Origin of the sequence: Metabacillus indicus LMG 22858 (assembly GCF_000708755.2) — a bacterium.
Lineage (GTDB): Bacteria > Bacillota > Bacilli > Bacillales > Bacillaceae > Bacillus_P > Bacillus_P indicus.
In genome coordinates this window covers 1-24,099 of record NZ_JGVU02000010.1, presented here as the reverse complement: position 1 = coordinate 24,099, position 24,099 = coordinate 1, and the positions used below count along the sequence as shown (strand labels likewise).

Annotated in this window: 26 protein-coding genes, 9 tRNA genes, 1 rRNA gene and 1 riboswitch; of the genes, 4 read left to right on the top strand and 32 right to left on the bottom strand. The window is 45.6% G+C overall.

Going from position 1 to position 24,099, the window contains the following annotated elements; genetic code table 11:
• The 11 genes from AZ46_RS19375 to AZ46_RS19325 all read right to left on the bottom strand — a co-directional run.
• Positions 1-139: ribosomal RNA gene (locus AZ46_RS19375) — 16S ribosomal RNA — on the bottom strand; the annotation flags it as partial.
• Positions 140-233: 94 nt separating this feature from the next.
• Positions 234-307 (bottom strand) — tRNA-Gly (locus AZ46_RS19370).
• A 22-nt stretch (positions 308-329) separates the two neighbouring features.
• A tRNA-Pro gene (locus AZ46_RS19365) sits at positions 330-406 on the bottom strand.
• A 5-nt stretch (positions 407-411) separates the two neighbouring features.
• Positions 412-488, bottom strand: a tRNA-Arg gene (locus tag AZ46_RS19360).
• Positions 489-574: 86 nt separating this feature from the next.
• Positions 575-660, bottom strand: a tRNA-Leu gene (locus tag AZ46_RS19355).
• A gap of 15 nt (positions 661-675) precedes the next feature.
• Positions 676-759: transfer RNA gene (locus AZ46_RS19350), tRNA-Leu, on the bottom strand.
• Positions 760-769: 10 nt separating this feature from the next.
• Positions 770-845 (bottom strand) — tRNA-Lys (locus AZ46_RS19345).
• A gap of 27 nt (positions 846-872) precedes the next feature.
• A tRNA-Gln gene (locus tag AZ46_RS19340) sits at positions 873-947 on the bottom strand.
• A 114-nt stretch (positions 948-1,061) separates the two neighbouring features.
• Positions 1,062-1,146: transfer RNA gene (locus AZ46_RS19335), tRNA-Tyr, on the bottom strand.
• A gap of 26 nt (positions 1,147-1,172) precedes the next feature.
• Positions 1,173-1,247, bottom strand: a tRNA-Asn gene (locus tag AZ46_RS19330).
• 147 nt (positions 1,248-1,394) lie between these two features.
• Positions 1,395-1,841 carry a SprT family protein gene (locus AZ46_RS19325; RefSeq protein ID WP_029286355.1) on the bottom strand — a complete coding sequence of 149 codons (447 nt, stop codon included), beginning with the start codon at positions 1,839-1,841 and terminating at the stop codon, positions 1,395-1,397.
• Positions 1,842-1,945: 104 nt separating this feature from the next.
• On the opposite strand from AZ46_RS19325, the gene cmpA reads away from it, so the two are divergent.
• On the top strand, positions 1,946-2,059 hold the full coding sequence (cmpA, locus tag AZ46_RS21800; protein ID WP_087946367.1) for a cortex morphogenetic protein CmpA: 114 nt from the start codon (positions 1,946-1,948) through the stop codon (positions 2,057-2,059).
• 13 nt (positions 2,060-2,072) lie between these two features.
• On the opposite strand, the gene AZ46_RS19320 is transcribed toward cmpA, so the two are convergent.
• From AZ46_RS19320 to acpS, 14 genes are all read right to left on the bottom strand, one after another.
• A complete protein-coding gene (locus AZ46_RS19320; RefSeq protein ID WP_029286357.1) occupies positions 2,073-4,235 on the bottom strand; it encodes a Tex family protein in 2,163 nt (720 codons plus the stop codon).
• Positions 4,236-4,378: 143 nt separating this feature from the next.
• Positions 4,379-4,978 carry a PP2C family serine/threonine-protein phosphatase gene (locus AZ46_RS19315; RefSeq protein WP_029286360.1) on the bottom strand — a complete coding sequence of 200 codons (600 nt, stop codon included), beginning with the start codon at positions 4,976-4,978 and terminating at the stop codon, positions 4,379-4,381.
• Positions 4,978-5,766, bottom strand: a complete 789-nt coding sequence (gene sigB / locus AZ46_RS19310; RefSeq protein ID WP_029286362.1) for an RNA polymerase sigma factor SigB — start codon at positions 5,764-5,766, stop codon at positions 4,978-4,980. Before sigB ends, AZ46_RS19315 begins: the two co-directional genes overlap by 1 nt.
• Positions 5,732-6,214 (bottom strand): anti-sigma B factor RsbW, encoded by a 483-nt coding sequence (gene rsbW, locus AZ46_RS19305; protein ID WP_029286364.1) that lies wholly within the window; start codon positions 6,212-6,214, stop codon positions 5,732-5,734. The genes sigB and rsbW overlap by 35 nt, the downstream gene beginning before the upstream one ends.
• Positions 6,211-6,540, bottom strand: a complete 330-nt coding sequence (locus AZ46_RS19300; RefSeq protein ID WP_029286366.1) for an anti-sigma factor antagonist — start codon at positions 6,538-6,540, stop codon at positions 6,211-6,213. Before AZ46_RS19300 ends, rsbW begins: the two co-directional genes overlap by 4 nt.
• Positions 6,541-6,603: 63 nt before the next feature.
• Positions 6,604-7,611 carry a PP2C family protein-serine/threonine phosphatase gene (locus AZ46_RS19295; RefSeq protein ID WP_029286368.1) on the bottom strand — a complete coding sequence of 336 codons (1,008 nt, stop codon included), beginning with the start codon at positions 7,609-7,611 and terminating at the stop codon, positions 6,604-6,606.
• 11 nt (positions 7,612-7,622) lie between these two features.
• The gene (locus tag AZ46_RS19290; RefSeq protein ID WP_029286370.1) at positions 7,623-8,024 is read right to left on the bottom strand and encodes an anti-sigma regulatory factor; all 402 of its coding nucleotides are present in this window, start codon (positions 8,022-8,024) and stop codon (positions 7,623-7,625) included.
• Positions 8,025-8,026: 2 nt separating this feature from the next.
• Entirely contained in the window at positions 8,027-8,392 is a 366-nt protein-coding gene (locus tag AZ46_RS19285; protein ID WP_029286372.1) for an STAS domain-containing protein, read from the bottom strand.
• Positions 8,389-9,225, bottom strand: a complete 837-nt coding sequence (locus tag AZ46_RS19280; protein WP_029286374.1) for an STAS domain-containing protein — start codon at positions 9,223-9,225, stop codon at positions 8,389-8,391. Before AZ46_RS19280 ends, AZ46_RS19285 begins: the two co-directional genes overlap by 4 nt.
• 138 nt (positions 9,226-9,363) lie before the next feature.
• Entirely contained in the window at positions 9,364-9,714 is a 351-nt protein-coding gene (gene ndoA, locus AZ46_RS19275; RefSeq protein WP_029286376.1) for a type II toxin-antitoxin system endoribonuclease NdoA, read from the bottom strand.
• 4 nt (positions 9,715-9,718) lie between these two features.
• Positions 9,719-10,000 (bottom strand): CopG family ribbon-helix-helix protein, encoded by a 282-nt coding sequence (locus tag AZ46_RS19270; RefSeq protein ID WP_029286378.1) that lies wholly within the window; start codon positions 9,998-10,000, stop codon positions 9,719-9,721.
• Positions 10,001-10,159: 159 nt separating this feature from the next.
• The gene (gene alr / locus AZ46_RS19265; protein ID WP_029286380.1) at positions 10,160-11,329 is read right to left on the bottom strand and encodes an alanine racemase; all 1,170 of its coding nucleotides are present in this window, start codon (positions 11,327-11,329) and stop codon (positions 10,160-10,162) included.
• A gap of 128 nt (positions 11,330-11,457) precedes the next feature.
• Positions 11,458-12,468 (bottom strand): LolA family protein, encoded by a 1,011-nt coding sequence (locus AZ46_RS19260; protein ID WP_029286382.1) that lies wholly within the window; start codon positions 12,466-12,468, stop codon positions 11,458-11,460.
• A gap of 141 nt (positions 12,469-12,609) precedes the next feature.
• The gene (gene acpS, locus AZ46_RS19255) at positions 12,610-12,975 is read right to left on the bottom strand and encodes a holo-ACP synthase (protein ID WP_029286384.1); all 366 of its coding nucleotides are present in this window, start codon (positions 12,973-12,975) and stop codon (positions 12,610-12,612) included.
• 109 nt (positions 12,976-13,084) lie between these two features.
• Here acpS and AZ46_RS19250 point away from each other — a divergent pair, with 109 nt between their 5' ends.
• Positions 13,085-13,681, top strand: coding sequence for a rhomboid family intramembrane serine protease (locus tag AZ46_RS19250; RefSeq protein ID WP_029286386.1), 597 nt, complete (start codon positions 13,085-13,087; stop codon positions 13,679-13,681).
• A gap of 34 nt (positions 13,682-13,715) precedes the next feature.
• On the opposite strand, the gene AZ46_RS19245 is transcribed toward AZ46_RS19250, so the two are convergent.
• From AZ46_RS19245 to AZ46_RS19215, 7 genes are all read right to left on the bottom strand, one after another.
• Positions 13,716-15,158 carry a PH domain-containing protein gene (locus AZ46_RS19245; RefSeq protein ID WP_029286388.1) on the bottom strand — a complete coding sequence of 481 codons (1,443 nt, stop codon included), beginning with the start codon at positions 15,156-15,158 and terminating at the stop codon, positions 13,716-13,718.
• The gene (locus tag AZ46_RS19240; protein ID WP_029286390.1) at positions 15,148-15,627 is read right to left on the bottom strand and encodes a PH domain-containing protein; all 480 of its coding nucleotides are present in this window, start codon (positions 15,625-15,627) and stop codon (positions 15,148-15,150) included. Before AZ46_RS19240 ends, AZ46_RS19245 begins: the two co-directional genes overlap by 11 nt.
• 121 nt (positions 15,628-15,748) lie before the next feature.
• Positions 15,749-16,717 carry a UV DNA damage repair endonuclease UvsE gene (gene uvsE, locus AZ46_RS19235; protein ID WP_029286392.1) on the bottom strand — a complete coding sequence of 323 codons (969 nt, stop codon included), beginning with the start codon at positions 16,715-16,717 and terminating at the stop codon, positions 15,749-15,751.
• Between the two features lie 112 nt (positions 16,718-16,829).
• The gene (gene cshA / locus AZ46_RS19230; protein ID WP_029286394.1) at positions 16,830-18,332 is read right to left on the bottom strand and encodes a degradosome RNA helicase CshA; all 1,503 of its coding nucleotides are present in this window, start codon (positions 18,330-18,332) and stop codon (positions 16,830-16,832) included.
• A gap of 153 nt (positions 18,333-18,485) precedes the next feature.
• Positions 18,486-19,193 (bottom strand): alpha/beta hydrolase, encoded by a 708-nt coding sequence (locus AZ46_RS19225; protein WP_029286396.1) that lies wholly within the window; start codon positions 19,191-19,193, stop codon positions 18,486-18,488.
• A 303-nt stretch (positions 19,194-19,496) separates the two neighbouring features.
• Positions 19,497-20,864: a UDP-N-acetylmuramoyl-tripeptide--D-alanyl-D-alanine ligase gene (locus tag AZ46_RS19220; protein WP_029286398.1), complete on the bottom strand. Its 1,368-nt coding sequence runs from the start codon at positions 20,862-20,864 to the stop codon at positions 19,497-19,499.
• A gap of 99 nt (positions 20,865-20,963) precedes the next feature.
• A complete protein-coding gene (locus tag AZ46_RS19215; protein ID WP_029286400.1) occupies positions 20,964-22,049 on the bottom strand; it encodes a D-alanine--D-alanine ligase in 1,086 nt (361 codons plus the stop codon).
• 275 nt (positions 22,050-22,324) lie between these two features.
• Between AZ46_RS19215 and AZ46_RS19210 the strand changes: the two genes are divergently transcribed.
• Positions 22,325-22,645 carry a thioredoxin family protein gene (locus tag AZ46_RS19210; RefSeq protein ID WP_029286402.1) on the top strand — a complete coding sequence of 107 codons (321 nt, stop codon included), beginning with the start codon at positions 22,325-22,327 and terminating at the stop codon, positions 22,643-22,645.
• A gap of 57 nt (positions 22,646-22,702) precedes the next feature.
• Positions 22,703-22,809: riboswitch (SAM riboswitch) on the top strand.
• Positions 22,810-22,889: 80 nt separating this feature from the next.
• Positions 22,890-23,951: an LLM class flavin-dependent oxidoreductase gene (locus AZ46_RS19205; RefSeq protein ID WP_029286404.1), complete on the top strand. Its 1,062-nt coding sequence runs from the start codon at positions 22,890-22,892 to the stop codon at positions 23,949-23,951.
• The last annotated feature ends 148 nt before the right edge of the window (positions 23,952-24,099 follow it).

The following is a 24,099-nucleotide window of genomic DNA, read 5'->3' as shown; positions in this document are numbered from 1 at the left end:
CTCCGAAGAGGTCCGCTCGACTTGCATGTATTAGGCACGCCGCCAGCGTTCGTCCTGCCTCCGAAGAGGTCCGCTCGACTTGCATGTATTAGGCACGCCGCCAGCGTTCGTCCTGAGCCAGGATCAAACTCTCCGAAGAAAATTTGTGACTCATAAATGTTGCTGACTTAAAAATTTAAAACGTTTGGTACGCTTTTGGTTTTGTTTAGTTTTCAAAGATCATTTTTAAAGATTGGAGCGGGTGATGGGAATCGAACCCACGACATTAGCTTGGAAGGCTAGAGTTTTACCATTAAACTACACCCGCATATAAAGTTATAAAAATTACCTGGTCGGGAAGACAGGATTCGAACCTGCGACCCCTTGGTCCCAAACCAAGTGCTCTACCAAGCTGAGCTACTTCCCGTAATATGGCGCGCCCGACAGGAGTCGAACCCATAACCTTTTGATCCGTAGTCAAACGCTCTATCCAATTGAGCTACGGGCGCACATGATAATTTGTGAAGAGACTTAAATATAATACCAAGATGTGATGTTTATGTCAACAACTTTTTTAAGTTTTTTAAAGCTCTTTTGGTGCGGCCGAGAAGAGTCGAACTTCCACGGGGTTACCCCCACTAGGCCCTCAACCTAGCGCGTCTGCCATTCCGCCACGACCGCGAAAAGAATAATGTATGGTGCGGGTGAAGGGACTCGAACCCCCACGTCAAAGACACTAGATCCTAAGTCTAGCGCGTCTGCCAATTCCGCCACACCCGCATACATTAGATGGTGTGCCATGAAGGACTCGAACCTTCGACCCTCTGATTAAAAGTCAGATGCTCTACCGACTGAGCTAATGGCACAAAGATATTCATTTTTCAAAATGAAAATGGCTGGGCTAGCTGGATTCGAACCAGCGCATGACGGAGTCAAAGTCCGTTGCCTTACCGCTTGGCTATAGCCCAATGAAAGTATGTAATTTATAAAATTGGAATTGACCGTAAAAAGGTTTATGTTAACTAACCTTATTATTTACAGTCCAGACAAAAACTATTCAATTCCAGCTTGTCTAAATAAAATGGTGGAGGGGGACGGATTCGAACCGCCGAACCCGGAGGGAGCGGATTTACAGTCCGCCGCGTTTAGCCACTTCGCTACCCCTCCACATTTCAGTGGTGCCGGCAAAAAAATGGCTCCGCAGGTAGGACTCGAACCTACGACCGATCGGTTAACAGCCGATAGCTCTACCACTGAGCTACTGCGGAATAAGATATTGCTGACAGACTTTCTTAATTATATGAAGGTTTGGACAAACTGTCAAGCCTTCTTTTTAGTCTTGTTTTGCGTCTCTTACGACGGCTTTTATAATTTAACACAGCTCCACGCAGAGCGTCAACCCTTTTTATAAAATTCTATGAAACAAGTTTGATTTTCCCTCCGCATTTGCCGCACACGTATTTTGATGTATCCATCTTCCTGCGGCGATTGTAGATAAACCGGCACTCTGTACATTGATACTGAACGGTTTTCCTTGTTTTTGCCGGAGGCTCGATCGGCGTGCAGAACCTTGGTGCACCCACTTGTGAAAGCAGCGCCCTGAATTCAGGATCACGGTGCTTATACCCTCTCCCTTCTATATGAAGGTGGTAATGGCACAGCTCATGCTTGATAATGCCGATCACTTCATCGATCCCCTGAGAAAGATATTTAGGGTTCACTTCGATATTGTGGCTTGAAAGGAGATATCTTCCTCCCGTCGTCCGCAGCCTGCTGTTGAAAACCGCTTTATGTTTGAATGGTTTTCTGAAGTATTCTGCAGAAAGCGATTCTGTCAGTTCCTGAAGTTTGCGTTCATTCATTCCAAAGCACCCCGCATAGTTTGTTTCTCTGAACAGGACATCCCGAGCCCGCATAAAGTAAGTCATACACATACTCCATTATAAACAATAAGGAGGAACGAGCAATGCCATCATGGTTAAAAAACCAAATGCAGCGTGCGTTTTATGAAAAGGACCGTTATCAAATCAAAATGCTGAACCAGTGCTGGTATTTTTATAGAAAAAAACACTGCTCGTAAGCAGTGTTTTTCATCAGTTGCCAACCATCGTGAGTGCAACCCGGCCTTTTTGCCTGTCGACTGAGTCTACCCATACAGTTACAACATCTCCGACTGAGACAACATCAAGCGGATGCTTAACGTAAGAATTTTTCAGCTTGGAGATATGGACAAGCCCATCCTGTTTCACTCCTATATCAACGAACGCTCCGAAGTCTACTACGTTTCGGACCGTTCCCTGAAGCTCCATGCCTGTTTCAAGGTCTTCCAGTTTCAGAACGCCTTTTTTAAGCAGCGGTTTAGCCACTTCATCCCGCGGATCGCGCCCCGGGCGCACAAGAGAATCGCAAATATCTTTTAAGGTCAGTTCTCCCATGCCGATTTTCTCTGCAGCTTCCTTCAGGTTGAGACTGCTTATCGCTTCTCTAAGCTTGTCTGACCCAAGGTCTTTCAGGCTCAAGCCAAGCATACGGAGCAGCTCTTCTGTTTCTTTGTAGCTTTCAGGATGGATTCCGGTAGAATCAAGAGGATGTTTGCCCCCGGAAATTCTCAAGAACCCTATGCACTGCTCATATGTTTTAGCTCCAAGACGAGGGATCTTTTTCAATTGCTTCCGGTCATCAAACTTCCCGATTTCATCACGCTGTTTGACAATGTTCTGCGCCACGGACTTGCTTAGACCCGCCACGTACTGAAGCAAAGAAGATGAAGCTGTGTTCACGTTAACTCCAACTTGGTTTACCACGGTTTCAACAACAAATGTCAGAGATTCATTCAATTTTTTTTGTGCAACGTCATGCTGATACTGCCCGACTCCAACCGACTTAGGGTCGATTTTAACCAGTTCGGCGAGCGGATCCTGAAGCCTTCTCGCTATGGAGACGGCACTCCGTTCTTCAACCTGAAAGTCAGGAAACTCTTCCCGTGCCAGATCAGATGCAGAGTAAACACTTGCACCCGCTTCGTTTACAATAATGTACGAGAGGTCTGCCTTCAGTTCTTCAATCAAGTCTGCCACGAATTGTTCGGTTTCCCTTGATGCCGTTCCGTTTCCAATCGCAATCAATTCAACTTTAAACTGTTTGATGATTTCAGAAAGCTTCTGTTTCGCTTCTCTTGCTTTATTTACAGGCGGGTGGGGATAGATCACCCCGATTTCAAGAACCTTTCCTGTTTCATCTACTGCGGCAAGCTTGCAGCCTGTCCGGTAGGCGGGATCGACTCCAAGGACGATTCTCCCCTTAAGAGGCGGCTGAAGCAGAAGATTCCTCAGGTTTTCAGAGAAAATGTGGATGGCCCGGTCATCTGCCTTTTCAGACAGTTCTTTTCGAATTTCTCTCTCGATGGAAGGCTCAATCAATCTTTTATAAGCATCTTCTATCGCTGCTATATACGTATCTTTTACAACTGTGCGCGGGTTTTTAAGTTCCCGTTTTTGAAGCTGCATCAGAATTTCTTCCGCCGGCGCTTCAACTGTCACTCTTAGAATACCTTCCTTTTCCCCACGGTTCAAAGCAAGAACACGGTGAGGCACAATTTTCAGAATAGGTTCCTCGTACGTGTAATACATTTCATACACGTTCTTTTCGTCTTTCTCTTCATCCTTGGCTGATGCCGCGATTTTTCCTTTTCTGAACGTAAGATCGCGGATCCACTGGCGATGGGACGGCTCGTCTGAAATCCATTCGGCAAGAATGTCTTTCGCTCCGTCAATGGCATCCTGGGCTGTCAGCACTTCTTTTTCTTCATTTATAAACGCGGCCGCTTTTTCTTCAAGCGTGCCATTCGAAGGCTGTTCTTTCATCCAGGCTGCAAGAGGTTCAAGACCTTTTTCCTTCGCGACTGTCGCCTTCGTTCTGCGTTTTTGTTTGTAAGGCCGGTAGAGATCTTCCACTTTCTGCAGTTTGAGGGCTTCACTAATTTCTTTTTTCAGTTCTGGAGTGAGTTTTCCCTGTTCCTCAATCAGACGGATAACCTCTTCTTTTCTGGCCTCAAGATTTTGGATGTACTGCCATTTTTCAGAGATGTCACGGATCTGTACTTCGTCAAGGGCACCTGTCTGTTCTTTCCGGTACCTTGCTATGAAAGGAACGGTATTTCCGCCCTCGAGCAATTCAATCACGTTCTGTACTTGCTTATATGTAATAGACAGCTCTTTGCTGATTGTCTGCATGATGCGTTCTGTTTTGTCTGCCATTCTGTTGCCTCCCCTTACATCGACTTAGAAACAGTTTACCAAAAGCCGGGCTATTTCAAAAATGACGAATGGCCCTTTATAGGAAAAATTGTGTTCCTGACTGTTTTCAATCACCCTTTTTACCAAACAAAAAAGCCCGCCAGCTAAAACAGCTGACCGACTACATAGGTTAAATCATCCTGACGCGATTTCGTGTATGGCTCCAGATGATTTGAGATATCTTCAATTGTCTGATAATCCTTCAAAAGAGATTTAACTGCCGGAATGTTGAGTCCGTCTGAATGCAAAATGAATTTTGCTCCTGCCTCATAAGAGTACGTATGAACGCTGAACTTCTGAGGCTTGCCTGACATATAGCCAAGAACAGGCAGAGGATAGATATACTTACCTGAAGGAGAATAAAGGACGAACCGGATATTCCCTACCGAACTGAATGTGAACGTATTCTGTCCAAAGTACGCCTTGAAAATAGCAACGGTCGCTCCGCGCTTGTTTTTCAGCACCTCATTTGATTTCGCTATCAGCAGTTCAACATCCTCTGCATGATATTCCTCAATGACTTCCTTGATGGCAGATGAGGATTCATACGCACGCTCGCCGCTTCCGAGACCATCAGCGACGGCGCAAATGAAATAGTCCTCAGTTGCTTTTATTAGAAAACTGTCCCCGCATAGGGTTTTCCCTTCCTTTTGAATCTGGTAGGCGTATGCGTAGACATGGCTGTTTTGTTCCGTTTGATACATTACTGCATCCCCAGTGACATATCAGCAGAAAGTGCTTCTTTGAGCTTTGTAATCGCTCTTCTCTGAAGCCTTGAAACGTGCATTTGAGAAATGCCGAGGATTTCTCCCGCTTCCTTCTGGCTTTTATTCAGAATATATGTGTGGTGGATAATCTCTTTTTCACGGTCAGACAAAACGTGGAGAACACTTTCAAGCATGAGCTTCTGGTTAACCTGCTCATATCCTTCTTCTTTTGAACCGACAATATCTAATATGGTCACTGTGCTGCCGTCGGAGTCTGCTTCAATGGAATGATCAACAGAAAGAGCCTGATAGCTTTTCCCCATCTCCATTGTTTCAAGCACTTCCTCCTCTGAAACCTCCAGATAATCAGCGATTTCATGGACCTGAGGTGAACGCTGAAGAGAATTCGTCAGTTCATCAACGGCCATCTTAATCTTCGGGCCAAGCTCTTTAATTCTTCGCGGAACATGCACGCTCCATGTCTTGTCGCGGAGAAATCTCTTTATTTCACCGATGATTGTCGGAATGGCAAAGGCTTCAAACGTTTTGCCGAATTCAGGATCATAGCGGCGGATGGCACCGAGCAGACCTATCATGCCGACCTGTTTAAGATCTTCATGAAAGCTTTTTCCTCTTGAATATTTCTTGGCGAGCGTTTCAACAAGTCCGCTGTAGTACTCTACAAGAAAAAGCTGGGCATCTTCATTTTGATTGTGCTGAAAATCAAAAATCAGTTCGTTTATTTCTTCTTTAGTTCGCTTCGTAGTTTTGGATGGTTGTGTCATGTTCTACTCGCTCCCCGTTTAAATACTTTGTCATGAAGACGGTAACGCCGGAATCGATTTGCACACGAACTTCATCCATGAGCGTTTCCATCAAGTAGAGCCCCAACCCTCCCTCAGGAAGCTGGTCTACAGGGTTTGCGGCAGAATATGGCCCCAGCTCATTTTTCTTTTGTTCAAAGTTAAAGCTCTGGCCGCTGTCTGAAACCATCACCTCAAGGCGGTCGTCATAAAGGCCAAACCCTAAGTTCACCTCTCCGCCTTCCGCGCTTTCGTAAGCATGCTGCACGGCATTCGTGCATGCTTCGCTGACAGCTATTTTCAGATCTTCAATTTCATCATACGAATAGCCCATTCTGCTCGCTATCCCGGAAAGAGTCAAACGGACGATTCCCACATATTCCGGCTTTGCAGGAATCTTCACTTCGATGTAATCCACTAACTGTCTCATCGAACCCCACCTTCTGATTTAGAAGAAATGTCAATAATTTCACTCAGGCCAGTGATATTAAAAAGTCTTTCAAGACGGGAAGATAAATTCACAAGCTTCATATCTCCGCCGTTTTTTCTGACAGCCTTCAGCAGGCCGACAAATGCACCGAGTCCGGTACTGTCCATGTAGGAAACATCCTTCAGGCTGACCGTCATCGATTTCCCTTCTTCAGCAAGCGGCATAAGCTGCTCTCTCAGTTTAGGTGCAGTATAGGCGTCAATTTCTCCAGCCAGATCTATTTGAACAAGTTCATCTGTTTGATTTGCATTTATTGAAAGGTTCATGTGTAGTCCCCCTAATATTATTCCTTTTGTCCTACTGAGTTATTTACCCCGTGTAATAAAGGATTAAACCTCACGCTTTAAAATCAGGAGAGTAAAATCATCATGCAGCTCAAAATCCTGCATCTGAAGAAAATCTCTGTAGATATGATCCACAATCTCCTGAGCCTTTAAATGACTGTATTTCTTTATAAGATCTGTAATAAAGCAGCGTTCTACAAATTCATCACCTGATTTTGATTCAGTCACTCCGTCGGAAAGAAGCACAACCATGTCGCCCTTTTCGATCACTTTCCTGTACTCCTTATATTTGACGGATGAATCAATTCCAAGGACTAGCCCTTTAGTCTGCATGTCTGAAAAAGAGTCTTCTGATGCACTGTAGTAAAATCCAGGCTCATGACCTGCAGAACCGTAGACAAATTCGTTCGTTTTTGTATCAAACATTCCGTAAAACATCGTGATGAACATGCTTGGGTCCACGTTATGCTCGACAACCCTGTTTAGATTTTCAAGCACTCTGCTTGGAGATTTCCGCGATTCAGGCAGACTGTCCATCGCATATTTGATCATCGACATGCAAAGCGCAGCCGGAATTCCTTTGCCAATGACATCTGCTATAGCGATGCTGACCGTTTCCTCGTCATAAACAAAGTGATAGTAATCTCCGTTCATATGCTTTGCAGGAACGCTTATTGCGCCTATATCAAGACCTGGAACATCCGGCACAGATGTTTCAAGAAGCATCTGCTGAACGTTTACCGCGACCTGAATTTCCGACTTGATCTCCTGCTGCTTGTCCCTGAGGCTTTGATGCTCCTGATAGGCAAGGCCGTATCCCATCATCACCTCAAGCAGAAAATCAAGCGAGTTCAGCACCTCCTGGTCTACATCAGGAAAAAGATCCTGAAGAACCTTCCGGTGAAGACTGATGATCTCCTCAGGGGGGATTTGCTCAGCAATTGCTTTCCTGCTGAACTTCTGTCCCTGGTACAAAGCCGTTTCAGTCAGTTCATTCAGGTAATGGCTGAGCAGTTCCTGATATTTTGACTCAATAACATCCTTAAAATCCATGCAGCTTCCTCCTAGCGAAGCCATTTAACAGCTTGGATATCCGTTCCCTCTCCCAAGACGGTATCGATACTGAACTCATCCATCAGGCGTTTAACTCCAGGCAAACCGGCTCCAAGTCCTCCGGAAGTTGAAAAGCCGTCTTCCATTACTTTTCGTACATCCGGTATACCAGGCCCGTTATCAATGGCTATTATTTTCAATCCTTTTTTGCTGAATTCGGAAATTTGCTCAATGCAAATCTGGCCTTGTCCAGCATACAAATATATATTACGCGCAAGTTCGGAGATAGCTGTCGTAATCCTCGCTTGGTCGACCGTACCAAACCCGAGCTCTTTAGCAACATTGCGGCCAAGCTGGCGGGCAGCCACAATGTCCCACTCCGTAATGATTTTTACACAGGATTGGTTATCCATGCTTATTCCCCCAACTCCTGTTGTAGAGTTTCAAGCCCTTTTTCAAGATCCAGCGCGGTCTGTACATCTGCCAGATGGATTCCAAGTTCGATAAGTGTTATGGCAACAGCAGGCTGTATGCCTGTTAAAACCACCTTTGCTCCCATAAGCTTCGACATGCCGATCACATCACCAAGCACCTTGGCGATGAACGAATCGATGACATCAACAGAAGTCAGGTCTATAACAACGCCGCTTGCTCCTGTTTCATGAATCTTGTGAAGCAGATCTTCCTGAAACTGCAGGGCAGTCTGATCATCAAGCTCCCACTGAATGGATACAAGCAGGCAATTATGAAGCTTTAGTATAGGTATTCGTGGAGTTCTCATTCCGGATCCCCCATTTCAACAATTTGTTTTTTGGTCATTTCAAGAGCGGCTTCCATTCCCTTTTGAAGGCTGTTTTTAGTAATGACCTGGCTTAGATCGATGCCAAGGTTTACGATCGTCTGGGCAATCTCCGGTCTTAGGCCGACAAGAAGGCATTTAGCCCCTACCAGACGCACAGCTTCAGAAGCCTGGATGATGTGATGCGCCACCATTGTGTCGACCACCGGCACACCGGTAATGTCGATCAGCACAACCTGGGCGCGGTGCTTAACAACGCCTGTGAGCAGGTTTTCCATAATCTGTTTTGCACGTTCTGTATCAATTGTACCAACAAGCGGCATAATTGTAATGTTTTCAAAGACAGGAATCAGCGGAGCGGACAGTTCCTGCAGCGCAATCTTCTGCAAGGATACCGTTCTTTCCCATGAAGCGGCATATTGATGAATCAGTTCATTGTTAATTGGGGACAGCAGTCTGTCAAACTCCCATACAACCTGCATTTTTTGCTCTTCAGACAAGTCCTCTGTCAGTCTCGTGAAAATAATTAGAGACAGCTGTTTCAAGCCTTCTGAAATAAACTTCAGGCTCCAGCCGAGCTGAACTGCTTTATGGGCAAAATCAGACACTCTCTCTGAAAAATCGGTTCCCGGACTGTGCATATGGCTGATTAAAATCTGAAGGTATTCATTGCACGCATTATCATAAGCCTGGTCTGACAGAAGACTGGAGTACTTTTGATCTCCAAGCTCTTTCAGACGGTCTTTCCATTCTTTTAGAATCTCATTCTGATGAGCCATTACATATTCAAATAATTGATTGGACTTTTCTGTCATGTGTCCGTGATCCCCCTCTTAGTAAATGGGCAAAAAAGGTAACAAGTATTCCACCTTACATTATACCGATTTATGTCAATAAAATAAAAAAAAGTTGCTTTCTGGCAGCAACTTCCTTAAAAAGAACCTTTTTATCCGTTAAAAATCAATGAGTCCCAAGCTTATTTGCAAAGCTTCGTCCACTTTATCCATCATTTCATCATCTAAGTGTGTAATCTTATCAGTCAATCTCTGTTTATCAATCGTTCGGATCTGTTCCAGCAGGATAACAGAGTCACGTTCAAATCCATATCGCTTTGAATCAATTTCCACATGGGTTGGAAGCTTCGCTTTCTGAATTTGAGCAGTGATGGCTGCTATGATGACCGTAGGACTGAACCTGTTTCCGATATCATTCTGAATGATCAGTACCGGACGGACCCCGCCTTGCTCAGAGCCGACAACAGGTGATAAATCAGCAAAATAAACGTCGCCGCGTTTGACAATCAAAGGATTAACCCCCGCTTACTAAGCGTTCAACGGTGTGGTCAGCCTCTGATTCAGCCTGAAATGCTTCGGAAGCAATGTTTAAGTTAATCTTGGCCATTTCCATGTAACCGCGTCTCATAGACTCGCGAATCTGACGCTTTTTGCGTTCGCGGATATACATTTTCGTTGCTTGATAAATTAACTCGCTCCGATTCCCATTTTCCTGTTTCACTAGACCGTCTAACTCCGAGACCAATGCTTGCGGCAGTCGAATTAAGATTTCTGTTGTTGCGCTGGATTCAGACACAAACATACACCTCCACCAAACTTACACACCTATTATTCCATTCCACATACAATAATAACACTATCAATGCAAGAAGCAAAGTTATTTTCTAATAATTCGGTCCTGCTGACTGTTTAACTCAGGCTCATTTATTCAATGAGACCCCTTTTAAAAATCGTCTTATCCTTTTTTTCTTCCGTCCAATAGAGTGTTTCTCATTTCAATTATACTCTTATTTCTCAAAAACATACGGGGAACGCGCGAAGTTATTGTACAAGTGACTTCATAGTTGATAGTCCCGAGTTTTTCTGCCACTTCATCCACCGGAATCTTCCCATGTTTCTGACTGCCGATAAGCGTAATTTTCGTCCCGATTTCTTTTTGCGAAGGCAGCTTGATCATGCATTGATCCATGCAGATCCTTCCAACAATTGGCACTCTTTCTCCGTCCACAAGAACGTCTGAATCCCTCAGGCGGCGCACCCAGCCATCCGCATATCCGATGGGAATCGTGCCAATCCACTCATCTTCCTCTGCCGTATAGGTTGCTCCGTAGCTGATTTTATCGCCTTTATTTATCTTTTTCACATGAACTAGCTTTGAATGAAGGGAAAACGCTTCTTTTAGTTGGAATGGCAGCAGAGGTTTCATTTCACTTGAAGGGCTTAGACCGTACATCGAAATCCCTAGTCTGACTGCATGGACAAGCTTATCCGGAAATCTCAGGCCCGTTGCGCTGTTGCCGCAGTGAATCATCACATCCCCATAGGATGCGGCTGCTTTTGCCAATGTTTCAAAAGCCTTGTATTGCTCATCAAAATAGGCCGTATCAAGTTCATCCGCTGTAGCAAAATGCGTAAAAACACCTTCTATGTTCAAGCACTGTTTTCCTTCTGAAAAAGAAAAAACCTTGTGAAGTTCCTCTTCTGTGCGGATCCCAAGGCGTCCCATGCCGGTATCGAGCTTTAAATGAACGGCTAATGTCCCGGTATGAACATTGCGGCCTGCTTCCTCCAGCCACTCGAAAGATGGTGCCGTCAGGATGATGTTCATGTCGGCTGCAAGCTGCACATCTGTTGGCCGGGATGCCCCCATCACAAGTATTTCCGTTTGGAATCCGGCATTGCGAAGGGCAATTGCTTCATCCAGAAATGCTACCGCAAGCATGTCCGCTCCTGCTTCAAGCGCCGCTTTTGCCACTTCTGCATCACCGTGGCCGTATGCATTCGCTTTCACAACAGCAATCAGCTTCCTGCCCTCTCCGATATGTGCTTTCATGTTGCGAACATTGCTCATGACGGCATCCAGATCAATCTCCGCCCAAGTATCTCTGTAAAAAGCCATTTCCATGTCTACACTTCCTCGTGGTAGTCTTTATCTATTGCTGATTATGAGAGGTTTTATGGCTCGTTGTCAAATCAAAAAGGGATTTGTTTTGGCCATAAAAAAATCGGATGGCTCATGCGCCATCCGATTTTTTACTTGATTGCCTGCCCCTGAACGGATTGTGCGACCCGGATCATTTCTTCCTGAGAGAGATCCTTTGAAGCAATCATGTATTCTACTCCGTCGTACGTCCAAGTCAGCGACTGTTCTGTGAGCGCTCCAACCGCAACTCCAAGGTCCACCGGCTCGCCGTTTACGGAGGAAGAAGTAGCGACAGTTGCCGCAACGGCTTTTTCCTGGATAAACGTATACGATTTTTCTCCGTCATACGTTTGTACGACCCGCTTGCCGTTTTCTGTTGTCATTTCTTTTTCCTCGGTAAGCTTCACGCCTTCAATTTCCTCAAGCGGATATTTCACCGAGAATGGTTTAGAGTCAACAGCTGCAGACGTTTCAACATCCACACTCGCAAATGACATATTCTTCTCCATGTCGAATGAATTTTTATCGAACTTCGCACCGAAGTCAAAATCCGTGAATTCTACGACAACCAGAGGGTTTCTGTCTGTATCCATCACTTTTACAACAGACGGCTTCAGGTCCTTTTTGTTAAAAGTTATTTCCTGGAGCGGAAGCATCTGGCTGTTCTGGTAATTGGTTTTCGTTTCAAACACATACTCATTTTTCGTTGATTTGAAGATTGAATCTGCATCACTCTTAATGTCTTTTACAAGCGATTCAAACAAGTATGCCTGACTGCTGTTCTGCGGCCACTCGCTTTGGAAGCGGAAGCTTTTCTTCAGAGCCGGCGTTAACACAAATACGCCTTCATTGTTTCTTAAAATCATCTGGCTCTGGTCTTTCTCTGCGTTTTTCAGATTCACTCTGTAGAAGGACGGCTGTTTATGCCAGATTTCCACCTCGTAGATCTGAGGCTCGCTTCCTGTCTGCAGGGTCATCTGCGCCTTTGCTTTATACCCCGACAGCTCTTCTACCTTTTTGTCCAGATTCTCCACAACATCCGTTTTGGATTTCTCGCCGCACGCTGCAAGCATCAGGACGGCAATGATCCCCACCACCAGCAATAAAAAGTGCTTTTTCACCTATTCAGCCCCTTTGTCTCATATGACGTAAAAAGGAAGAAACGCTCCTTGAAAGCACCGTGCTCCGGCACGGGTCGATCAAACGACTTGTCTCTCCTACCGCTGTACAAATATATGAGGGTCAGGGCGTGAATATGCAGACTAGCTTGACGAGCTTTCAATTATTACTTGAGCTGCCGCATACTCCCTTGTGTGGGTTATGGACAGGTGCACGTAAAATCCTTTCATATCAGGCTTTACAATCATTGGCCTGCCAAATTCATCTCTTATAATTTCAATATCCTGAAAGCTGAGTGCACCGCCTATGCCGGTGCCCATTGCTTTTGAAAATGCTTCTTTGGCAGCAAATCTTCCTGCTGCGTACTCTGTTTTTCTTCTTCCGGAGTAAGAGTGATAGGCATCCTTTTCCCGGTCTGTCAGGATCCTGTCAATAAACTTCGGCTGCCTGAGAATCATTTTTCCGATCCGGTCTATTTCCGCAATATCAAGGCCGATTCCTTTGATCATTAAACCGCCTTCTTTCTTTCTGATGTGTTTGCCGCAGTGTACTAATATGCCGTCTATGCTCATAACCGTGGTAATATAGAAGAAGCCTATAGAATAGGAGACATGTTCTATGTTTACAAGATCTGAAGATTTCCGGACGTTCATTCGTCTGTATCCTGTTGTAACAGCCATTGTCTGTATCCAGGTGCTGCTCTGGCTGCTGTTTTTACTGCCATTTCCTGAAATGACGTTCTTCTTTGCCTCTATTGTAGGGTACAACGGGGGCGTTGCCAATGGCGAATGGTGGCGGCTGATTACACCAATCTTCCTGCATGCAAACTTCGCCCACATTCTGTTTAACAGTGTGTCCATCATTCTCTTCGCGCCTGCCCTTGAGCGGATGCTTGGAAAAGCAAGGTTTCTTATCGCGTATCTTGCAACCGGAATGATCGCAAACCTTGCCACCTTTTTTGTCATTGAAGACTTAAGCTATACCCATGTTGGCGCGTCAGGCGCTATTTTCGGCCTGTTCGGGATTTACCTGTACATCGTTGTCTTCCGCAAAGACCTGATAGATTCATCAAACTCACAGCTGATCATCACGATTTTAGCTATTGGCATTGTGATGACCTTCATCAATACGAACATTAACATTATTGCCCATATTTTCGGTGCAGTAGGCGGCGCCCTGATTGCCCCTCTTTTTTTGAAGAGGCCGGGGCGTTAGCCGTATCCGTTGTTTACAGCAAGACGCCGTCCCATTAAAGGACGGCGTCTTTTCTTGCGCTTTTTTCATAAGAATACCATTCAAACATTTCCCCGGCATCTCTCAGGTCCACGCCTTTCACGTGAAAATGAGTGCCGCCGAAACCAGACGTAGTGGACGCCTGCATGGAAGCAAGCTCAAGCCGCTTTTGAAAATACGACTGTTTGCATTCCAGGACCTGGATTCTCTTTCTTTTAGCCAAATAAGTGGTTTTGACCACGGTCCGGGAGACAAGCGTGAGCTGGTCTCCCCTGATATTCCAGCCGCCGGAGCGAAACGCAGCAAGGCCTGCTGCCAATGCGGCAGGAATGGTTAAAAAGGCGAGATAGCCCCATGGCTCAAAGAAAAAGCCGATGATGCAGGAGAGAATGACGAACGGGATGGTGTAGATAAGAAGATAGCCCCTCTTCGCTCTTTTAGACAGCGGAGTCAGCTGATCCTCCATTGTATAGTCAGGCGCAAACTCCTTTAACATCTCTGCTATTTTTGCTTTTTTGATCAGCGGGAATAAGACGGCCGACATGTTTTGATTGCTTAAGCTGCCCCCCGCACTCAAAAGATGGACAGTAGCGTAGCCAAGCTTCTCCCTGATTGGATTTTCGCTGATTTTCACAGCCTGTATCCGCTCAAGCGGGATTGTAAGCTGGTGCTTTTCAAACAAACCTCTGGATATGATCAGGTCTTCATCTTTTTTAACGACCGTAAAGTTCGCAAACTTCAGGCACACCCCGATAATACTCAGGACCCAGGCGATCAAAAAAGCGAGAAATACGATAATGGCGTAAACCGTGATGCTGGCATCTGTTAAAAATGACACGCGGTTTATCAGCTTATCAAACGGAATCAGCTCGTCGAACTGGGAAATGAATGCAAAAGCGGCTGAGAGCACAACACCAATGCCGCTTGAGGTTGAAGCTGCCACAAGGAGCTCTTTCATGCCGATTTTATAAATAGATCCGCGCTCTTCAACCGGATTTTCCATCTCCGCTTCAGTTCCAGCTTCTTTTTTCCGCTCTGCCAGAGCCTCATTTATGCGGCGTGCTTCTTTTCGCGTCACGGCAGTCAGCACAGCCTCCGCTTCAATCCCTCCACCTGCTGTCTCGAGCTGGAGTTTAACAAGGCCGAACAGCTGCTGGACAATGCCGGCACTTTCGTTGATGGACTGAATCCGCTCAACCGGTATGTATTTTTTCTTTTTCACAAAAAGACCGTATTCAATCCGAAGCTCATTCTCTTCAAATCTGTAGGTGTATTTCGTCCAGCTGATGATGCTGAATAAGACCATGACCGACAGAACGACAGCAAGGCCGATGAAGAAATATAGCTTATAGTCATTCACAAAGAAAAGAACAACGAACGGAAACAGACCGTCTTTAAGCTGTTTAAAGAATGTCAGAATGGCTGCTGCGGGATGCAGTCTTTTCGGTTCAGACATCATCTTCTGTCACCCTCGCAAGCTTTGAGATGAAGTCGCGGAGCTGGTCCGCCTCCGCCACATCAAGTGCGGGTATTTCATGAACGGTCGCTGCCGTGCTCACCGTCACAGTTGCAAGGTCATGCTTCCTGAGCAAAGGTCCCTGCTTTGTGTTCACGTGCTGCACTCTTACCATCGGTACAATCACGCGTGTAACGATAAACAGCCCCGACTGAATATCAATTTCGTTCTCATGCACTTCATACCGCCATGTACGGTGCTGAATTTTCGGAGTGATAAAAATAAAAACAATTGAAAACACCAGCCAAAGTCCGAATGCAGCAATCGTGATCCAGATTGGAAAATCGAATGCATAAACCGCATAGGCAAGTCCCCCGGCTGCTGCCAGAAATATAATTGACTGAATAAGGGCAGAAAGCTTCCATACTTTTAAAGCCCGTTCACTGATTCTGTGCTTAGGTGCGTCTCTCATCTGTGTTCCCCCTAAATAAATCTCTCTTTTTATACGTTTATGAAATAGATATGTTTCACTTATTACTAAATGATTCCATATTTATTATAGCGGGATGCGGGGAACTTGAACAGAAACAGCACTAGCGGATATAAAAAGAAGCTCCGTCAATCTTTTCCACATTCGGATAGGCGCACATCTTGTCCATCAATGCAAAAAGAGCATCATCCTTCTTCTTTGCTTCAATCATACAGTCAATCTGGGGCACGCTCCCTTTGATTTCAGACAAAAACGCCATGAACAGCTCGGGGTCAACGTATTCCGCATGGGCATTGAACTCACTTTCGCTGCGAGGGCTTGAGATATGCATTTTAACCGGGAGAGGCGACTGCTCCCAGCTCGCTGTCACCCTGTCCCAGTGACTCCTCCAGTCTGAATCCTTTTCTTGATTTGCGAGATGGTGGTGATAGTCAAACACGAGCGGAATGGCAAGCTTTTCGCATAAATACAATGTATCCTGCAGAGTGAAAACGGTATCATCATTTTCAAGCATCAGCATTTCCTGGAGCTTTACAGGCACATACCCCCAGTTATGAATGAACTGCTCGAGCGCTTTTTCCTTGTTGCTGTATGCCCCTCCCACATGAATGACACATCTGTGCTCATGCGGGACACCCATCCCTCTTAGAAGAGCCTCATGCATGCTCAGTGTTCTGAGTGACGTATTCATAATCTCAGGTTTAGGCGAATTAAGAAGAACAAAATGATCAGGGTGAAAATCAACCCTCATCCCTGTTTTTTGGATCCAGCTGCCAAGCTCCTGAAGCGGCTCCTTCAAGTCCCGCAAATAATGAAAATCCTTCACTTCAGGGTGATTGGCAAGCGGAATGAGCTTTGAGCTGAATCTGAAAAAGCGGATATCATTCCCCGTATTGTGCTTGAGAATTCTAAGGCAATTTGCAAGGTTTGAGGCGGAAATTCTGGCCAGCTTTTCGATGGCCGCTTCTCTGTCCTGCAGTCGCTGAAATTGAGCGAACGTCATTGTTTGCGACGGGGAGCAATTGGTTAAATTCACACTCATGGCTACATAGCCAAGCCGGACAATGGTCAAAAAGAACACCTTCTTTTCCTGTTTTGGTTTAGGGTTCCCATTTCCGGATGCGATTACTTTTTTGAATGCAAAAAACGCACTGTGCAGGAAGCACAGTGCGTTTAACTTTGTATTAGTTAGATGATGATGAAGAGTTTGAATAACGGCGTTTTCCGCTGTTATTGTTCGGCTTTCCGCCCTGCTGTCCGTAAGAACGCTTGTTGTTCTTATTGTAAGGACGCTGGCCGTCTCTTCTGCCGCCGCCGCTGCGGTTGCTTGAAGAAGATGATGAGCGTTTGCCGCCTCCGCGCTTGTAAAGCGGAGATTCTTCTGTCAGGTTAACCGGAGTCTGGTTCGGCTCTTTCGTCATAAGCTTGATCGCTGCTGCAAGAACAGAAACTTGATCGAACTCTTCAAGCAAAGCTTCAGCTGTGCGCTTGTAGAATGATAAGTTGTTGTCAGCGATAGCTTGACGGATTTTATCAACAGATACAGATTGCTGGCCTTCAAGAGCCTCATCAAGAGTCGGAGCCTTCATGCGGTCCATTTTGCGCTTCGTTGTGCGCTCGATGATTTTCAGCATATCCTGTTCTCTTGGCGTTACGAATGTCATCGCAGCTCCTGTTTTACCTGCACGTCCAGTACGGCCGATACGGTGTACATAGCTTTCAGGATCTTGAGGAACATCGAAGTTGTAAACGTGAGTAACACCAGAGATGTCAAGTCCGCGGGCAGCAACGTCTGTCGCTACAAGCACTTCAATCGCACCTTCTTTGAATTTGCGAAGTGCAGACATACGCTTAGCTTGAGTAAGGTCGCCGTGAATTCCTTCAGCAGCATAGCCTCTTAGCATTAGTGCTTCAGAAAGCTCATCTACTCTGCGCTTTGTGCGTCCGAAAACAATCGCAAGTTCAGGTGACTGGATGTCAAGAAGACGTGTAAGCACATCAAACTTTTTCTTCTCCTGTACTTCGATGAAGAATTGCTGAATATTTGTAACGGTCATTTCTTTCGCTTTTACTTTTACGATCTCAGGGTTCGTCATGAACTTTTCAGCAATGCGTCTGATCGGATCAGGCATTGTAGCTGAGAAAAGCAAAGTTTGGTGCTCTGATGGCACATTTGAAAGAATGTTCTCAATGTCTTCGATGAATCCCATGTTCAGCATTTCGTCCGCTTCGTCCATAACAACAGTCTGAACATCAGATAATTTCAATGTTTTACGGTTAATATGGTCAATTAGACGGCCTGGAGTTCCAACGATGATGTGAGGGAATTTCTTTAATGAGCGGATCTGGCGGTTAATGTCCTGTCCACCGTAGATCGGAAGTACACGTACGCGTTTTGATGAACCGATTTTGTAAAGCTCTTCTGATACCTGGATAGCAAGTTCACGGGTCGGTGCAATGATGATTCCCTGGATCTTATCTTGTTTAACGTCGATCTTTTCGATAAGAGGAATACCGAATGCAGCTGTTTTCCCTGTACCTGTTTGCGCCTGGCCGATTACATCTTTATTTTGAAGCCCAAGCGGAATCGTTTGTGCCTGAATTGGTGTAGCTTCTTCAAATCCCATGCGGTTAATGGCGTCCATTAATAATGGGCTGATACCTAGTTCTTGAAACGTAATTGTCAATTTGTTCTACTCCTTTTAATCCTTATAGCTTCACAGACTTTCATGTATGGTGAAACAAAAAACGCCCCATCGGGCAAAACGTTAGCTTATAAAAGCCCGTAAACACTTAAATTCAATCATATCACTTTTTATATACTTTTACAACAAGGCGTATTATTTCACACTTGTCTTAGTCTGTGCCATTAAGAAATTTTCTATCACTTCTGCAAGCTCCGGAAACTCTTCCCCGTGGCAGATCAGATGCTTCGAACACGGCATAAAGCAAAGCTCCTTCTGCCTTGAACGGACTTTTTCATAAATATAAACAGCGCTTTTGACAGGCACCATTCCGTCACATTCTCCCTGAACAATCAGTACAGGTATAGTTATTTTCTCCAATAATGGACGAATATACCTGACGAGCTTCCTGAATTGCAGAGCTGCAGCAATCGGCGTTTCCATCACTTTTTTTCTGTATCTGATAAAAAGTTCATTCTTTGCGCCTTCTCCCCGGATGGCATCTGCAAGCAGCCCTTTCACATCAAGCAGCATCTGGCGAGGATTTAAGTAATGTGCAGCTGCACTAAGAAGCACAAGCTTTTCAACCGGATACCTCGAGGCCAAATACGCTGCAATCAAGCCGCCCATTGAAAAGCCTATGATATAGACCTCGGAACATTCTTCAAGCAAATCCCTGAGCTCATTTTCAGCGTGCGCAATCCATTCGCTGAATTCGATCCCCTTCAGGCTCGGCGTTTCTCCGTGACCCGGAAGCGTCGGCGTCTTCAGCACCCAGTCCGTCCGTTCCTGCAAATAGCTGACGAGAGGCTCCACTTCATAAGGAGCTCCAGTAAAACCGTGTATACAAAGGCATCCTTTCATATCACTCTCTCCCGAATGAACATATTTTTATACCGGGTTTTAAAAATAAGAGGATTGAAAAAAAAGAACCCGGGTATATAAAAAGTACCCTGGGTTACTATATTTCAAAACAAAAAGGAGCGTTCATCATGACCGTATTAAAAAACAGTGCATATGAAGTTGTAAGTGAGCTTACGCCGTATTCCATCGGTGTCGGACTTGTCGTACTCGTTATCTCTCCATTTATTTTCTGAACGTCTTGGACCAAGGTCCTTCCCTCTTTCTTTTCGTATTAAAAGAAGGACCGGCTGCTTTATTTCATATTTAGAGAAGAGCTTGAACAACCTCTTCAAGCTTCATTCCGCGCGAGGCTTTTACAAGAACAAGATCTCCCGCTTTCGCCGTCTGCTTCAGGCTTTTAATGAGCTCCTGCTTATCCTGGTAGACGTGAATCACTCCGTCATCAAGCTTCTTTCTTGCCCCTTCGGCTATTTCTGCCCCAAGATTACCGTATGTGAAAAGATGCTGCGTTTCGGCTGCATCGATTGTTTCGCCAACTTCACGGTGAAATTGAACCTGCATGTCATCCCCAAGCTCGAGAATATCTCCAAGAACAAGAATTTTCCGGCTGTATCCGTCCAAGTCGCCCGCAAGCCTGATGGCAGCTTTCATAGATGTCGGGCTTGCATTATAGGCATCATTGATAACTGCAAGGCCGCCTTCTGTTTTCGTCAATTCAAGGCGCATGCCCGTCATTTGAATATTCTTCAGCCCTTCGCTGATTTTCTCCTCTGTCACGCCAAGGAATTCAGCTGCAGCAATGGCAGCGAGAGCATTCCCGACATTATGCTTTCCAAGCACAGGCAGGAACAGTTCTTCCCCGCGTCCGCGAATGGTAAAAAACGTGCCTTTTTCTGTGTGTCTGATTCCCTCGGGAGAATACGTGTTTTCAGCAGAAGCTCCGAATGAAACCTTTTTATATGAAGCGTTCTGAACACGCTCTTCAAGCAGAGGCTCTTCACCGTCATAGATCAGCACACCTTGGGGTTTGAGGCCGCTGACAATTTCAAGCTTCGCTTTTGCGATTCCTTCTCTTGAGCCCAGATTCATCATGTGGGATTCCCCTATGTTGGTAATGATCGCAGCATCCGGCTTTGCAAGATTTGAAAGCAGTTCAATTTCCCCGAAGTTGCTCATGCCCATTTCAAGCACAGCTACCTCAGTATCTTCCGTCATGCTGAGAATCGTAAGAGGCATGCCGATATGGTTGTTGAAATTCCCCTGCGTTTTGTGGACACGGTACGTTGTTGAAAGCAGTGCTGCCACCATATCTTTAGTGGTTGTCTTTCCATTGCTTCCTGTCACGCCTACAACTTTCAGGTTCAGCTGGTCAAGGTAGCTGCTTGCAAGGGTTTGAAGAGCTTCCAATGTGTCTTCAACCAGAATGACGGCACCTGAAGGAGGGTTCGGTTTTGAACGGTTCCAAAGAGTGGCCGCCGCTCCATCAGCAAGAGCCTTTTCGGCGAAATGATGGCCGTCGAAGTTTTCTCCGGCTATCGGCACAAACAGCGTGCCTGCTTCAATCTTTCTGGAATCCGTTGTAATGCCGTGGATCATGGTGTTTTCATGCTGGGGCGCAAGGCCTGATCCTCCCGCCATTGTCTGAATGTCGCGTAAAGAACGTTTAATCATGCGCTGTAATCTCCCTTCTTTTATGTAAACTTTGTTCAAGCCTTCTGGACAATGAATAAGAAACACTATTCTTTAATGAATAGTGTTTCCAGGCTTTCCTTAAAACGTGTGTTTAATTTGCTGCTTGCCTTCGTGGCGTTCAAGGGCAAGCTCGACAAGACGCCCGATAAGCTCAGGATACTCAACGCCTGTATGCTTCCAAAGAAGCGGGAACATGCTGTATGGCGTGAAGCCCGGCATTGTGTTCACTTCGTTGATCAGCGCTCTTCCGTCTTCTGTCAGGAAAAAGTCTGCGCGTACAAGACCCGATCCGTCGATTGCCTTGAAGGATTTAATGGCAAGCTCTTTAATCAGTTCATATTCTTCTTCCGTAACCTGTGCAGGAATCATCATGTCCGTGTCGCCGTCTTCATATTTCGCTTTATAATCATAGAATTCTTTTTTAGGAGCAACTTCACCGACAACCGAACAGATCGGCTCATCATTTCCGATGACGCCGATTTCAATCTCGCGTCCGATGATGCCTTCTTCAATAATGATTTTACGGTCATAATTAAATGCTTCCGCGAATGCCTTTTCAAGTGACGCGCGGTCTTTGCATTTGCTGATGCCGACACTTGATCCAAGGTTGGCAGGCTTAACAAAGCAAGGATAACCAAGCTTCTGCTCCACTTTATCATAAGCTTCTTCAGGCGCCTTTTTCCACTCGCTCTTAATGTAGGAAACATAGTTTGCCTGCTCAAGTCCTGCCTGGGCAAACAAGTTTTTCATGATCACTTTATCCATGCCTGCTGCAGACGCAAGCACACCATTTCCGACATACGGAAGGTTCAGAAGCTCAAGCATGCCCTGAACAGTGCCGTCTTCACCGTTCGGTCCGTGAAGAAGCGGGAATACTACATCAATTTGTTCGTTCGTTTCATCTGCTTTTGCAGGGAAAAGATCCTGATTGAGCGCAACCGGAGAAACCGCTGTGCCATTTTGGCTGAACTGAAGCTCAGCAGGTGAAGCTGCCGGCTCAGTAAGCTTGGGTCCGCGGAACCATTCGCCTTTATCGGAAATGTAGATCGGATGTATATCAAATTTATTCGTATCAAGTGCTTTTATAACAGCAAGTGCCGTCTGCAGGGAAACCTGATGCTCTGCGGACTTGCCTCCATATAATAATCCAACTTTAATTTTCATGCGGATATCCCCCTAAGAAAAGTTCATCTCTACTATATTATCACTTTCGGCCCAAATTGTTATAGCCCATCATGGATTTCTTTATAACATTCGGGCAAAGGCACAATTTGCGTCCTTTAAAGGCGTTTCCAATTTCAGTAAGGCAGGCGATGTAAGCGCGTTTGTCTTTATCCTGTTTTTTGCCGGCAATCATTGCGCACTTTTTCATGCATCAGGCATTTCCTGCATGCAAAACACCTGTTTTGTATTAAAATAAGGGCAAGGAGGTCTGATTCATGAAACCAATTACATCAGAAGAACAGTTCCAAACATTAATTACCCAAGATCAAGAGGTGCTAATCAAATTTTTCGCAGACTGGTGCCCTGACTGTACAAGAATGAATATGTTTATCGGCGAAATTATGGAATCCTATTCCTCATATGAATGGTATGAAATCAATAAAGATGAGTTCCCTGAAATTGCAGAGAAGTACCAGGTTATGGGGATTCCGAGCATCCTGATTTTTAAAAACGGCGAGAAGCTCGGACACCTTCACAGTGCGAATGCAAAGACTCCCGACCAGGTGACGGAGTTCCTTCAGGAGAAGCTGGGCTGATTTTTTAGAATTGACATACTAATCAAATTATTTTATGATACAACTAATTTCATACGTTTCTTATCAAGAGAGGTGGAGGGATATGGCCCTTTGAAGCCTCGGCAACGGATCTGACAGCAGAAACCGTGCCAATTCCAGCAAACAGTTTGTTTGAAAGATGAGAGCTAGAACTTGCACAGCAGAACCAGCCTCTCTTGTCTAACAAGAGGGGCTTTTTTATGCAGATTAGAGAGGGGATTCCGCAATGAAATACGGTTTTTGGCTGCCGATCTTCGGGGGTTGGCTCAGAAATGTAGAAGATGAAAAAATGCCTCCTACTTACGCCTACGCAAAGGAAGTTATCCAAAAAGCAGAGGAGTGGGGCTACGACACCACCCTTATAGCTGAGCTTTACTTAAATGATATTAAGGGACCTGAGCATGATTCGCTTGAAGCCTGGACGACTGCTGCCGCTCTTGCCGCCGTCACAGAGAAAATTGAAATTATGACAGCAGTCAGACCCGGCTTCCACAACCCTGCTGTCACGGCAAAGATGGCAGCAAACATTGACCACATCAGCAATGGGCGGTTTACCCTGAACGTTGTTTCCGCCTGGTGGGAAGAAGAGGCACGGCAGTACGGCGGCATTTTTACAGAGCACGACGCGCGCTACGACCGGACCGAAGAATTTATTGAAGTCCTGAAGGGGCTTTGGGAAAAAGAAACGTTTACGTATCAGGGAAGGTTTTATGACCTGATGAATGCCCGCCTTTCACCGAAGCCGGTGCAAAAGCCTAATCCAATTCTCTATGCAGGAGGAGAAAGTCCGCGCGGAAAAGAAACGATCGCTGAGCATTGCGATGCTTATGTGATGCACGGGGGAACGGCAGACGAAATCAAAACGAAGATTTACGGCATGAAGCAGCTGCGGGCAGCACGCGGAAAAGAGCCCTTTCAATCGTTCGGAATGGCTGCCTACATCATCTGCCGGGATACCGAAGAAGAAGTGCAGCAGGAGCTGAAGCGGATAACAGATGTTAAAGAATCTTCCGCCTATGCAGGTTACAAAGACTTCACGACGAAATCCCAGCTTGAACAAAAGCTTGAGCTCTATGACTATTCGGTTTCAAACCGCGGGCTTCGTCCAAATTTGATTGGCACTCCTGAGCAGATTGCTGACAAGATCCTTGAGTATGAAGAGGCAGGACTTGATTTACTCCTCCTCCAGTTCTCGCCGCAGCTTGAAGAAATGGAGCGCTTTTCATTACAGGTCATGCCGCTTGTGGAAAAGAAACGGAAAGAAAGCACGTTTTCATCGTTAACTTGATTGATTGACGCAGAAAAACGCTTGGATCTTATTTGCCAAGCGTTTTGTGCGTTATTTTCAATTTAGCACTTAACGTACCCGTTCCCTTGCGCTCCAGTCACTTGCTTTCCGCGGGGAGTGCCTGGAGCCTCCTCGCTGCGCTTGCGGG